Origin of the sequence: Devosia sp. ZB163, from assembly GCF_028613635.1 — a bacterium.
Lineage (GTDB): Bacteria > Pseudomonadota > Alphaproteobacteria > Rhizobiales > Devosiaceae > Devosia_A.
Genome location: NZ_JAQRMY010000003.1, coordinates 178,380 through 191,077 on the forward strand (window position 1 = coordinate 178,380; position 12,698 = coordinate 191,077).

Consider the following 12,698-nt stretch of genomic DNA (forward strand, 5'->3'; position numbering starts at 1 on the left):
AATGTCCCTTGCCGCCATCGAAAGGAAGATCATCGCGCTCGAAGGCGAGATGCTCGCCGCTGTCACCCGCGAGGACTACGAGACGGCCGCGCGGCTGCGCGACGAGATCGCTGCACTGAGGGGCAGCGGCGCAGTGCGCAAGCCGCCGCCGGGCGAGATGGGGCTCGGGACCCAAGTCCCGGTGGTCGAGCCGCCCAAAGGCTGGAAACGGCCCAAGAAGCCCGACCTGATGACCAATGTGAAGAGCCGGAAGCGGTAGCTACTTGTGGTAGTGGTACCGGCACTGCGCGATGATCAGGTTATCGCCCTCAGCTCGGTAGACTAGTCGGTGCTCTTCGGTGATGCGCCGCGACCACCACCCCGAAAAGTCGTCCCGTAGTGCTTCGGGCTTGCCGGTGCCTTCGTACGGTGTCCGGCTGCACTCCTTGAGCAACGCGTTCAACTTGCGCAGAATTCTTGGATCCGACTGCTGCCAGTGCTGATACTCGTCCCAACCGCGCTCGGTAAACACCAGCCTCATTCGGGCCAGGGGACTTCGATCAGCTTACCTGCCTCGTACTCGGCAATGGATTCACGGAGTTGCCTGGCGTTCTCCGGGCTCTTGAGGAGATGCTGCGTAGCCTCCCACGATCCGAACTCCTCAAGCGACATCAGGATGGCCGCCGGCTTTCCGCCCGATCGTACAATGATCAGCGGCTCGCGGTCGTTCTCGACACGATCGAGTTCGCTGGCGAGGTTCTTGCGGAAGTCGGTAGCAGTAGTGGCGCGCATGGCAGGAAAATATACGCTATCGCGTACGTTTTCAAGCCCGCGCCATCTGTTCGCCCGCGAGCTTGCGGATCTCGCGCAGCTCGGTGATCGTCGTCTCGAGGTCCTTCTTCTGCCGCTCGAGCAGGGCGAGGCGCTCGTCTACCTTGTCGGACAGCATCCTGACCTGGGCGCTCTGCGCGTGGGCATCGTAGAGGCTGAGATAGTCCGAGATATCGCGCAGCGAGAAGCCCAGCCGCTTGCCGCGCAGGATGAGGATCAGGCGGGCGCGGTCGCGGCGGCGGAACACGCGGGTGCCGCCGACGCGTTCGGGGTTGAGCAGGCCCTTGCTCTCGTAGAAGCGGATGGCGCGCGTCGAGATGTCGAACTCGCGCGCAAGGTCAGCGATCGCGAACAGATCGCGGCTTTCTTGTTCAGGCCGGTTCATGTGTCTTGCCCCGAGCTGCGTATTCCTCGCGCAGCTCCTTCTTGCTCAACTTGCCGATCAGCGTCTTGGGGAGCTGATCCTTGAAGATGATTTCCTTGGGCATTTCGATCTTGTTGAGCGTTTCCGCAAGGAATTTCTTGAGTTCGGCCTCGGTGACCTGCTGGCCGTCGCGCAGCTTGACGAAGGCGACGGGGGCTTCGCCCCGGTATTCGTCGGGCACGCCGATGACATTGACCTCGTCGATCGCCGGATGGTGCATCATCGCTTCCTCGATGTTGCGCGGGTAGACGTTGAAGCCCGAGCAGATGATCAGGTCCTTGATGCGGTCGACGAGGAAGACGTAGCCCTCGTCGTCGACATAACCGACGTCGCCGGTCCTCAGCCATCCGTCCATGAAGGCGTCGCGGGTCGCGTCGGGGTTCTCGTAGTAGCCCAGCATGACCTGCGGGCCCTTCACCTGCAGCTCGCCGCGCTCGCCGAGCGGCACGACCTCGCCGGTCTCGATGTTGACGAAGCGGATGTCGGTCGCCGGCAGGGGCTGGCCGATCGACATGGGTTTGCTCGGGACGCGCAGCGCCGCGCAGCAGACCACCGGGGAGGCTTCGGTGAGGCCATAGCCCTCGGCGAGGAGGGCGGTGCTCACCTTGCTCCAGTTGTGGCGGACCTCGTCGGCGAGCGGCGCACCGCCAGAAATGGTGACCTCGACTGAAACGAGGTTCGCCTTGGCCCGGTCGCCGGCCTTGGACAGGGCCTGTACAAGCGTCGGCACGGCCGGCAGCACGTTGGCGCCGGTGCGGCTCACGAGGTCGAGGAAGGCCTTGAGCTCGAAGCGCGGCAGCATCACCACCTGCGCACCTACCGACAGCGGCACGTTCATGCATACCGTCATCGAGAAGATATGAAAGAAGGGCAGCACCGCAACGACACGGCTGGGCGGATAGAACAGCCCGCAGCCCCAGGCATCGATCTGGCTGAGGTTCGCCGCGATGTTGGCGTGGCTCAGCATGGCGCCCTTGGGCAGGCCGGTCGTGCCGCCGGTATATTGCTGCACCGCGACGTCCGTGGCCGCGTCGATGGCGACCGGGGCCGCGGCAAGCTTCTTCGCGACGAGCGACTCGAAGGTCACCACGCGGTCGGCAATGTCGCTCTGGCCGGGCTTGGCCAGGTCCTTGCCCTTCACCATGGTGAAGAGCGTCTTCTTGAGCCCGGGCAGGGCGCTCGGGAAATGGCAGACGATGAGCTTCTTGACGTGGCCTGCTTTGACCAGCGCCTCGGCTTTGTCGAAGGTCAGCTTGAGGTCGAGCGTGATCATCAGCTCGGCGCCCGAATTGCCGACGATGTGGCCCAGTTCCTTGACCGTGTAGAGCGGGTTGCAGTTGACGACGATGCCGCCGATCTTGAGCACGGCGTAATAGGCGAACACGTAGAACGGAGTGTTGGGCATCAGCAGCGCGACGCGCGTGCCCTTCTTGACGCCAAGTTCCCGCTGGAGCGCGCCGGCAAGAGCTTCGATCTGCTTCGCCAGGTCGCCGAACTTGGTTTTCTTGCCCAGGAAGTCGAGGGCATCGGCATCGGGGGTGCGGCCGCAGGTGCGCAGGACCTGCTCATGCACCGGTGTGGTATCGATCGCCGTGTCCCAGGAGATACCCTCGGGATAGTGCTTCACCCACGGGCGGACAGCGCCCTCGGCTGCCGTTGCGGCCATATGCTCCTCCTCCGGACTGTGTCGCCCGCTTAACGCAAACTATCCCATCGATTGACGTAAGCGTCAAACGGGGGACGCGCCACTTTGATCCCGCGGAGTCCGGCATAGACGTTAACGTCCTTATGTTGACGTTAACGTCAACCAACGCTATCCTATGGCCAAGGGTGCAAGCTCGCGGCTAGACTTCGCAAACAGGAGTCGGACCGGGCGCGTGCAGGGCGGTGGTCTCCCATCGATCCAGCCAGCACCCGGCCGACCGGTCGAGGAGGACATTGATGGTCTGGATGCTCTTGATCCTGTCACTCGTCGCGTTCGCGGTGCTCGCCATGCGCCGTGCCCCGCTGTGGCAATGGGCGATCGCCGCGCTGGTGATCGGCGCGCTGAGCCGCATCTCGACCGCCAATGGCCTGTGGCTGATGACGGATACGCTGGGCTGGGTGCTCGCGCTCCTGCCGGCCGCCATCCTGGGCCTTCTCTCTCTCACGCCCATCCGCAAGCTCGTCCTGACCGGCCCGGCCTATGGCATGGTCAAGGCTATCCTGCCGCGCGTCAGCCGCACCGAGCAGGAAGCGCTGGACGCCGGTACCGTCGGCTGGGACGCAGAACTGTTCTCCGGCCGCCCGGACTGGACCAAGCTCCTCGGTGTCAGGAAGCCGACGCTCTCGACCGAAGAGCAGGCCTTCCTCGACGGGCCGTGCGAGAAGGTCTGCTCCATGATCGACGACTGGGACACGCGCAACAACCGCGCCGACCTGCCTCCCGCGGTCTGGACCTATCTCAAGGAGCAGGGCTTCCTCGGCATGCTCATCGGCCGCGAGCATGGCGGCCTCGGTTTCTCGGCCCAGGCGCAGAGCCAGGTCGTTTCCAAGATTGCGTCGCGCTCGATCGCGGCCGGCATCACCGTGATGGTGCCCAATTCGCTTGGCCCCGGCGAACTGCTCGAAAAGTACGGCACCGACGAGCAGAAGAAGAAGTACCTCCACCGCCTCGCCAAGGGGCAGGAAGTCCCGTGCTTCGCGCTCACCGGCCCGCATGCGGGCTCGGACGCGGCGGGCATGCGCGACGTCGGCGTCGTCTGCTACGAGATGTACGAGGGCAAGAAGACGCTGGGCGTCAAGCTCAGCTGGGACAAGCGCTACATCACGCTCGCCCCCGTCGCGACACTGCTCGGCCTCGCCTTCCACCTGCATGATCCCGAGCACCTGATCGGGGACACCGAGAATGTCGGCATCACACTGGCGCTCGTTCCGGCCAACCATCCCGGCGTGAAGATCGGCCGGCGGCACTATCCGTCGCGCTCGGCCTTCATGAACGGCCCGACGCAGGGGCGGAACGTCTTCGTCCCGATGGATTTCCTGATCGGCGGCACGCAGTATGCCGGGCAGGGCTGGCGCATGCTGATGGAGTGCCTCGCCACGGGCCGCGCCATCTCGCTGCCGGCCATCGGCACCGTCTCGATCAAGTACGCGCTCCGCGTCACCTCCGCCTATGCCCGCATCCGGCGCCAGTTCGGCATTCCGGTGGGGCTCATGGAAGGCGTTGCAGAGCCGCTGAGCCGGATGGTTCGGTCGTCCTACCTCTACGAGGCATCGCGCGCGCTCACCGCGTCGATGGTCGACGAGGGCCAGCGGCCGTCGGTGCTGTCGGCGTTGCTCAAGTATCGCACCACCGAGGCGATGCGCGACACGTTCAACGACGCCATGGACATCCATGGCGGGCGCGCCGTGCAGGACGGGCCGACGAACTACCTGTTCTCGGGCTATGCGACGACGCCGGTCGCCATCACGGTGGAAGGCGCGAACATCCTGACGCGCACGCTCATCACCTTCGCGCAGGGCGCGCTCCGGGCGCACCCCTATCTCTATGCCGAGATTTCGGCGGCGCAGAACAAGGACAGGAAGGCCGGCATCGCCGCGTTCGACAAGGCGTTCGCGGGCCATATCAGCTTCATCCTCCGCAACATGGCGGGCAGCTTCCTCCACGCCATCAGCGGCGGCCGGTTCGCCTCGACCCCGGTCGATCACGAGATGGCGCGCTGGTACCGCCAGCTCGCCCGCTACACGCAGAGCTTTGCGCTGGTGGGCGACTGGACCGTGGCCTTCCTCGGCGGCGACCTGAAGCGCAAGCAGCGGCTGTCGGGCCGCATGGCCGACATCCTCTCCGACCTTTACCTCCTCTCGGCGACGCTGAAGCGCTACGAGGACGATGGGCGGATCGCCGAGGACAAGCCGGTGGTCGATGCCGTTGCGCGCGACCTCATCTTCTCGATCGAACAGAGCTTTGCGGCGGTGTTCGCCAACTTCCCCAATGTCGTGCTGCGGAACCTGATGCGTGTGCTGGTGTTTCCGCTCGGACGCCACGCCAAGCCCGCATCCGATCGGGCGACCTACCGGCTGGCGCGTTCGGTCATGCAGCCCGGCGCTTTCCGCGACCGGCTGACCAAGGGGGTGTACGTGTCGACCGATCCAAAGGACATCACGGGCGTGCTCGAGGATGCGCTGGTGAAGGTCACCGGCGCAGCCGAGATCGAGACCAAGTTCGTCCGGGCCATCAAGAAGGACGTCATCGAGCGCCGGCTCGATCGCGACGCGATCTCCGATGCCGTCGAGAAGGGCGTGCTGACCGAGGCCGAGGCAGCGACCCTGCGGCTCGCCGACCAGGCCACCGACCGTGTCATCAAGGTCGACGATTTCGATCCCGACGAACTCGGGTCGCGGCAGGTGCGGCGCGAGCCGACACTCGAAGCCGCCGCCGAGTAGCAATCCCAACGAGGAGCCGGAAATGGCCCAAGTGCAGATGCCGCCGAGCCGTGCCTGGACGTTTCATACCGATTTCGAGGGCATCGGCTGGCTGACTATCGACGTCCCCGACGCGCCGGTGAACACCCTGAGCCGCGAGACGTTGACCGAACTGACCGGCATGGTCACGGCGATCGAGGAAATGGTGGCGGGTGGCGAGATCAAGGGCCTCGTGCTGCTCTCGGGCAAGGATTCGGGCTTCATCGCCGGGGCCGACATCACCGAGTTCGACGACATGGGCGATCCGGGCGTGCTGCGCGCCGCGCTCGACCGGGCCCATTCGCTGTTCGACCGGATCGAGGCGCTGAAGGTGCCGGTGGTCGCGGGCATCCACGGTTTCTGCCTCGGCGGCGGGCTGGAGCTGGCACTCGCCTGCCACTACCGGATCGCGGTGAACGACGACAAGACGCGCATCGGTTTCCCCGAGGTCAATCTCGGCATCTTCCCCGGCTTCGGCGGCTCGGGCCGCTCGGTCCGGCAGGCCGGGCCGGTCGATGCGATGCAGATTATGCTCACCGGCAAGATGCTCCGCGCCAGCCAGGCACGGCGCCTCGGCCTCGTCGACAAGCTGGTGCGCGTGCGCGACACGCTGCGCTGGGAAGCACGCAAGGCGGTGCTGCAGGCACGGAAGAGCAAGGAAGCGCCGTTCGCCAAGCGCGCCATGGCGCTGGGTCCGCTCCGCGGCTATGTCGCGGGCAAGATGCGGACCGAGGCCGGCAAGAAGGCGCGGCCCGAGCACTATCCGGCGCCCTATGCGCTGATCGACCTGTTCGAGGAGCACGGCAATAACTGGCGGGCGATGAAGGAGGGCGAGGCTGCCCGGTTCATCCCGTTGATGGCGTCCGACACCTCGAAGAACCTGCGCCGCGTGTTCTTCCTCTCGGAAGGTCTGAAGAAGCAGGGCGTGCGCGGCGCCGACAAGCCCGTGTTCCGGCGCGTGCATGTCATCGGCGCCGGCGTCATGGGCGGCGATATCGCTGCCTGGTGCGCGCTGCGCGGTCTCGGTGTCACGCTGCAGGATCTCGACATGGAGCGCATCAAGCCGGCGCTCGACCGCGCGAAGACGCTGTTCAAGAAGCGGCTCAGATCCAGGACCGAGATCGACAACGCAGTGGCCCGGCTCGAGGCCGATGTCACCGGCAAGGGCCTCGCCCGCGCCGACGTCATCATCGAGGCGGTGGTCGAGAATCTCGAGATCAAGCGCAAGATCTTCGCGGAGGCCGAAACGAAGGCGCGGCCGGGCGCGATCCTCGCCACCAATACGTCCTCGATCGAGCTCGAGCGCATCGCCGAGGGGCTGACCAATCCGGGCCGGCTGATCGGGCTCCACTTCTTCAACCCGGTGGCGCAACTGCCGCTGGTCGAGGTGATCCGCTCGAAGTTCAACACCGATGCCGATATCGCGCTCGGCGCCAGCTTCGCGCTCGCCATCGGCAAGTCGCCGGTGGTGGTGAAGTCGGCTCCCGGTTTCCTCGTCAACCGCGTGCTCATGCCCTACATGCTGGGCGCCGTGCAGCGGGTCGAGGCGGGGGCCAACAAGGAGCAGATCGACGCCGCGGCCGTCGCCTTCGGCATGCCGATGGGGCCGATCGAGCTGATGGATACGGTGGGCCTCGATGTCGGCAAGTCGGTCGCCGAGGAGCTCGGCAGTCCGGTGCCCGACAACAGCCAGTTCGCCCGGCTGATCGCCGACAAGAAGCTCGGCCGCAAGACCGGGCAGGGGTTCTACACCTGGACCAACGGCAAGGCGGTGAAGGGCGAAGTGCCCGAGCATGCCGATCTCGCCGGGCTGGGCCGGGAACTGGTGCAGCCGCTGGTCAATGCCACGGCCATCGCAGTGGCCGAGGGCGTCGTGTCTTCGGACGATCTCGCCGATATCGGTGTCATCTACGGGACGGGCTTTGCGCCGTTCCTCGGAGGGCCACTGCAGGCCCGCAAGGACGGGAGAGCCTGATGGTGGAAACTCGCAAGGTCGCCATTGTCGGCTCGGCCCGCATTCCCTTCGCCCGCGCCCATACCGGCTACGCCGAGGAGGGGAACCTCTCGATGCTGGGCGCGGCGCTCGGCGGTCTCGTCGACAAGTACAACCTCAAGGGCGAGGCGATCGGTGAAGTCATGGCCGGCGCCGTGCTCAGCCACAGCCGCGACTTCAACCTCGCCCGCGAAGCCAGCCTCGATGCCGGATTGTCCCCGCGCACGCCCGGCACGAACGTGCAGATCGCCTGTGGCACCTCGCTCCAGGCGGCGCTGTCGCTCGGCGCCAAGATCGCGGTCGGCGAGATCGACAGCGCCATCGCGGCGGGCTCGGACACCGTCTCGGACAGCCCGGTGGTGTTCGGCGACAAGTTCCAGCATCGCATGATCGAGCTGAGCCGCGCCCGCACCACGGGCGAGAAGTTCAAGGTGTTCAAGGGCTTCAACCTGGGCGAGCTCACCCCCATCGCGCCCTCGACGCAGGAGCCGCGCACCGGCCTCTCCATGGGACAGCACTGCGAGTTGATGGCCCGCCAGTGGGAGATCACCCGCGAGGAGCAGGACGCGCTGGCCCTCAAGAGCCACCAGAACGCCGCCCGCGCCTATGACGAGGGCTTCCACGACGACCTGATCGTCCCCTTCGCCGGCGTGCTCAAGGACAATAACGTGCGCGCCGACACCAGCCTCGAGAAGATGGCGGCGATGAAACCGGCCTTCGACAAGCAGTCGGGCAAGGGCACGCTGACCGCTGCCAATTCGACCCCGCTCACCGATGGCTCCGCCGCCGTGCTGCTCGCCAGCGAGGAGTGGGCCAAGGCGCGCGGCCTTCCCATCCTCGCCTACCTGACGCTGGGCCAGGTGTCCGCCAACGATTTCGCGCATGGCGAGGGGTTGCTGATGGCGCCGACCATTGCCGTCTCGGAAATGCTGCGGCGCTCCAACCTCACGTTCGACGACATCGACCTGTTCGAGATTCACGAGGCCTTCGCGGCGCAGGTGCTGTGCACGCTCAAGGCGTGGCGCGATCCGGACTACAACCGCAACACCCTCGGCCGCGAGACGCCGCTCGGCGAGATCGATCCCGACAAGATCAACACCAGGGGATCGAGCCTTGCTTACGGGCACCCGTTCGCGGCCACCGGAGCCCGCATTCTGGGGCTTACGGCCAAGCTTCTGGCGACGACGCAGAAGCAACGGGCGCTCATCTCCGTCTGTACGGCGGGCGGCATGGGCGTGGCTGCGCTGGTCGAGCGGGCGGCGTAACAAGTAACGCCGGGATCAACACTTTTCCCCATGCCCTGTAAGACTTGACGCATACGTCAAGTCACCGCTTGTCACGACATTTCTGATGCCATAGGGTCCGTACCCAATCCGGCGGTTCCGACCAGTCCGGTAAGAAAAAAGGCACGGCTTGCTAATGGCCGGCCCGATCTGGAAACGGTCTTTCAGGAGATGGGACAACAATGAGAATAACATCGGTCCTCAAAGCGGCCGCGACCGCTGGCGCGCTCTCGCTGCTGATGGCGAGCACGGCGCTGGGCGTCACGCTCAACACCATGAACGGCTCCGAGCCGGGCACCCTCGATCCGCACAAGGCGTCGGGTGACTGGCAGAACCGCATCATCGGTGACTACATCGAGGGCCTGATGGCCGAGGACGCCAAGGCCGCTCCGATTCCGGGCCAGGCCGAGTCCTACACCCTGTCGGAGGACGGGCTTGTTTACACCTTCAAGCTGCGCGACGGGATCCAGTGGAGCGACGGCACGCCGGTGACGGCCGCGGACTTCGAGTTCGCCTTCCGCCGGCTGTTCAACCCGGCGACCGCCAGCGAGTACGCCTACCTGCAGTATCCGATCAAGGGTGGCTCGGAGATCGCCGAGGGCACGATGACTCCTGATTCCGCCGATTTCGGCGTGAAGGCCATCGACGACAAGACGCTCGAGATCACCCTCGAGGCGCCGACCCCGTACTTCCTCGACGCGCTGACCCACTACACCGCCTATCCCGTGCCCAAGCATGTGATCGAGGCCAAGGGCGACGCCTGGACCAATGTCGAGAACATCGTCGGCAACGGCCCGTTCAAGGTCACCGAATGGGTGCCGGGCAACTACGTGAAGTCGGTCAAGTCCGACACTTACTATGACAAGGACAACGTCAAGATCGACGAAGTCCTCTACTATGTGCAGGACGACCTGGCCGCGGCGTTCAACCGCTATCGCGCCGGCGAGTACGATATCCTGACCGACCTGCCCGCCGACCAGCAGAAGATCGTGACGGACACCATGCCCGGCGAAGGCCGTTTCGCTCCGTTCCAGGGCATCCACTACTACGTGATCAACCAGGAGAAGGCGCCGTTCGACAACGTCAACGTGCGCAAGGCGCTCTCGATCTCGATCAACCGCGAGATCATCGGGCCCGATATCTGGGGCTCGGGCGAGCCGGCCGCTTATGCCTGGGTGCCGCCGGGCACCGGCAACTACGAGGGCGTCACGCCCTACACGCCGGAATATATCGAGCTGACGTACGAAGAGCGCGTCGCCGAGGCCAAGAAGCTCATGGCCGAGGCCGGGTACACGCCTGAGAACCCGCTGAAGCTGCAGCTGCGCTACAACACCAACGACAACCACCAGAACCTCGCCATCGCGATCTCGGCCATGTGGCAGGAGATCGGCGTGCAGGCCGAGCTGTTCAACGCCGAAACGCCGGTGCACTACGATGCCCTGCGCGCCGGTGACTTCGATGTCGGTCGTGCCGGCTGGCTCAACGACTACTCGGACCCGAGCAACACGCTCGAGCTGCTGAAGTCGGGCACCAAGCAGGCTGACGGCACCATCAACTGGGGCAACAACTACGGCCGCTATTCCAACGAGACCGTGGACAAGCTGGTCACCGATGCTGCCTCCGAGCAGGATCTGGCTGTCCGCGCCAAGCTGCTCGGCGATGCCGAGAAGCTCGCGATGGACGAGTTCGCCGCGATCCCGCTCGTCTGGTACCTTGCCAGCAACGTCGTCAAGCCGTCCGTCCAGGGCTTCGAGGACAATGCCAAGGACACCCACCGTACGCGCTGGCTGTCCAAGACCGAGTAACCCCGTATCCGGAACTGGCGCGGGCGCGAGCTTCTCAACTCGCGCCGGTTCCCCTTTGCCCGGCTTCTTGCTCCGGGCGGCAGCAGGAAAGGTGCGAACCGAATGCTCGGTTATGCGCTGAGGCGTGTGCTGTCGGCTCTGCCGATCGCGCTGATCGCCATCACGGTTTGTTTCTTCATCCTCAGATTGGCGCCCGGCGGGCCGTTCGACACCGGTCGACAGCTGCCGCCGGATACGCTGGCCAATCTCAGGGCGCACTACAATCTCGATCAGCCACTGTTCATGCAGTACCTGATCTACCTGGGCCGGCTGTTCCAGGGCGACCTGGGTCCCTCCATGGTGTTCGACGACTTCTCGGTCGCCGAGATGCTGGCTATCGGCCTGCCCTTCACCATGATGCTGGGCTTCTCCGCCTTCACGGTCGCGACCCTTGTCGGCCTGGTCGCGGGTGCCGTCGCCGCCATGAACCAGAACCACTGGCCGGACTACGTGCTGGTGGCGCTGGTGATGGTCGGGCTCGTCATTCCGAACTTCCTCATGGGCAGCCTGCTGCAGCTGGTGTTCGGGGTCTATCTCGACTGGTTCCCTGCAGGCGGCTACGTCCCGGGCTCCATCCCGCACCTCATCCTGCCCATCACCGTGCTGGCGCTGCCGCATGCCGGGCGCATCGCGCGCCTCACGCGCGGCTCGATGATCGAAGTGCTGGGCACCAACTACGTCCGCACGGCGCGCTCCAAGGGGCTCGGCGCACGGCTCATCCTCGTCCGCCACGCCATCAAGCCGGCGCTCATCCCGGTCGTCTCCTACCTCGGGCCGGGCCTCAGCTACCTGCTGACCGGTTCGCTCGTCGTCGAGCAGATCTTCGCGCTGCCGGGCATCGGCAAGTACTTCATCACCGGCGCGCTCAACCGCGACTACGGGCTCGTGCTGGGAACCACCATCCTGTACCTCTTCATCATTCTCGTGCTCAATCTGATCGTCGACGTGATCTACGCCTGGCTCGATCCCAAGGTGAGGTTCCGCTGATGGCCGGGATCACAGGCAAGGACGCCACCCTCACCGCATATGCGGAAGCGCTGGCCAAGGCCCCGAAGGGGCGTTCGCTCACCCAGGACGCATTTCGCCGGCTCAGCCGCAACAAGGCGGCGGTGGTCTCGATCTTCGTGGTCGTCGCGATCGTGCTGTTCGCCTTTGTCGGGCCGTACTTCGCGCCGTGGGCCTATGACAAGGTGGATTGGTCGTCCATCCGCAAGCCGCCCAACTTCGACAAGGGGCACTACCTCGGTACCGACGCGAACGGCCGCGACATGCTGGCCCGCGTCATGCAGGGCACGCAGATGTCGCTCATCGTGGCCTTCGTCGCCACGATGGTGTCGGTGGTGATCGGCATCACCTATGGCGCCATTGCCGGCTATTTCGGCGGCAAGGTCGATGCGGTCATGATGCGCTTCGTCGACATCATGTACGCACTGCCCTACATCCTGTTCGTCATCATCCTCGTGGTGATCTTCGGGCGCTCGCCGGTCCTGCTGTTCGTCGGCATCGGCTGCCTCGAGTGGCTCACCATGGCCCGCATCGTGCGCGGCCAGACGCTCAGCCTCAAGCAACGCGAGTTCATCGAGGCGGCCAAGGCCGGCGGGGCAGGGCCCTTCACCATCATCTTCCGGCACATCGTGCCCAACCTCACCGGGCCGGTGGTGATCTATGCCACGCTCACCATCCCCGAGATCATCATCACCGAGAGCTTCCTCAGCTATCTCGGGCTCGGCGTGCAGGAGCCGCAGACTTCGCTCGGCACGCTGATCTCGGCCGGTGCGCCGGTGATCGAGACGTTGCCCTGGATGCTGCTGGTGCCCGCGGCCGTGCTGATCACGATGCTGCTCTGTTTGACTTATCTGGGCGATGGTCTCCGCGACGCGCTCGATCCGAAGGACCGCTAG

General features: G+C 65.4%; 11 protein-coding genes. 7 read left to right on the forward strand and 4 right to left on the reverse strand.

The genetic code is table 11. The annotated features are described in order from the left end of the window. The first annotated feature begins 1 nt into the window (after position 1). Positions 2-259 carry a UvrB/UvrC motif-containing protein gene (locus PRN20_RS14825; RefSeq protein ID WP_273958300.1) on the forward strand — a complete coding sequence of 86 codons (258 nt, stop codon included), beginning with the start codon at positions 2-4 and terminating at the stop codon, positions 257-259. On the opposite strand, the gene PRN20_RS14830 is transcribed toward PRN20_RS14825, so the two are convergent. The 4 genes from PRN20_RS14830 to PRN20_RS14845 are packed head-to-tail and all read right to left on the reverse strand — an operon-like array spanning position 260 to position 2,900. Then, complete coding sequence (locus tag PRN20_RS14830; RefSeq protein ID WP_273958301.1) at positions 260-520, reverse strand: Txe/YoeB family addiction module toxin; 261 nt, start codon at positions 518-520, stop codon at positions 260-262. Further along, positions 517-771, reverse strand: a complete 255-nt coding sequence (locus PRN20_RS14835) for a type II toxin-antitoxin system Phd/YefM family antitoxin (RefSeq protein WP_273958302.1) — start codon at positions 769-771, stop codon at positions 517-519. Before PRN20_RS14835 ends, PRN20_RS14830 begins: the two co-directional genes overlap by 4 nt. Before the next feature lie 31 nt (positions 772-802). Next, complete coding sequence (locus PRN20_RS14840) at positions 803-1,195, reverse strand: MerR family transcriptional regulator (RefSeq protein ID WP_273958303.1); 393 nt, start codon at positions 1,193-1,195, stop codon at positions 803-805. Next, positions 1,182-2,900 (reverse strand): long-chain-fatty-acid--CoA ligase, encoded by a 1,719-nt coding sequence (locus tag PRN20_RS14845; RefSeq protein ID WP_273958304.1) that lies wholly within the window; start codon positions 2,898-2,900, stop codon positions 1,182-1,184. Before PRN20_RS14845 ends, PRN20_RS14840 begins: the two co-directional genes overlap by 14 nt. Before the next feature lie 275 nt (positions 2,901-3,175). Between PRN20_RS14845 and PRN20_RS14850 the strand changes: the two genes are divergently transcribed. The 6 genes from PRN20_RS14850 to PRN20_RS14875 all read left to right on the forward strand — a co-directional run bounded on the left by PRN20_RS14850 (position 3,176) and on the right by PRN20_RS14875 (position 12,698). After that, positions 3,176-5,659 (forward strand): acyl-CoA dehydrogenase, encoded by a 2,484-nt coding sequence (locus PRN20_RS14850; protein ID WP_273958305.1) that lies wholly within the window; start codon positions 3,176-3,178, stop codon positions 5,657-5,659. Between the two features lie 22 nt (positions 5,660-5,681). Next, the gene (locus PRN20_RS14855) at positions 5,682-7,652 is read left to right on the forward strand and encodes a 3-hydroxyacyl-CoA dehydrogenase NAD-binding domain-containing protein (protein WP_273958306.1); all 1,971 of its coding nucleotides are present in this window, start codon (positions 5,682-5,684) and stop codon (positions 7,650-7,652) included. Then, a complete protein-coding gene (locus tag PRN20_RS14860) occupies positions 7,652-8,935 on the forward strand; it encodes an acetyl-CoA C-acetyltransferase (protein ID WP_337956253.1) in 1,284 nt (427 codons plus the stop codon). The genes PRN20_RS14855 and PRN20_RS14860 overlap by 1 nt, the downstream gene beginning before the upstream one ends. 206 nt (positions 8,936-9,141) lie before the next feature. Further along, positions 9,142-10,758, forward strand: coding sequence for a peptide ABC transporter substrate-binding protein (locus tag PRN20_RS14865; RefSeq protein ID WP_443112583.1), 1,617 nt, complete (start codon positions 9,142-9,144; stop codon positions 10,756-10,758). Between the two features lie 102 nt (positions 10,759-10,860). Then, positions 10,861-11,784: an ABC transporter permease gene (locus PRN20_RS14870; protein ID WP_273958308.1), complete on the forward strand. Its 924-nt coding sequence runs from the start codon at positions 10,861-10,863 to the stop codon at positions 11,782-11,784. Continuing rightward, positions 11,784-12,698 (forward strand): ABC transporter permease, encoded by a 915-nt coding sequence (locus PRN20_RS14875; RefSeq protein ID WP_273958309.1) that lies wholly within the window; start codon positions 11,784-11,786, stop codon positions 12,696-12,698. Before PRN20_RS14870 ends, PRN20_RS14875 begins: the two co-directional genes overlap by 1 nt.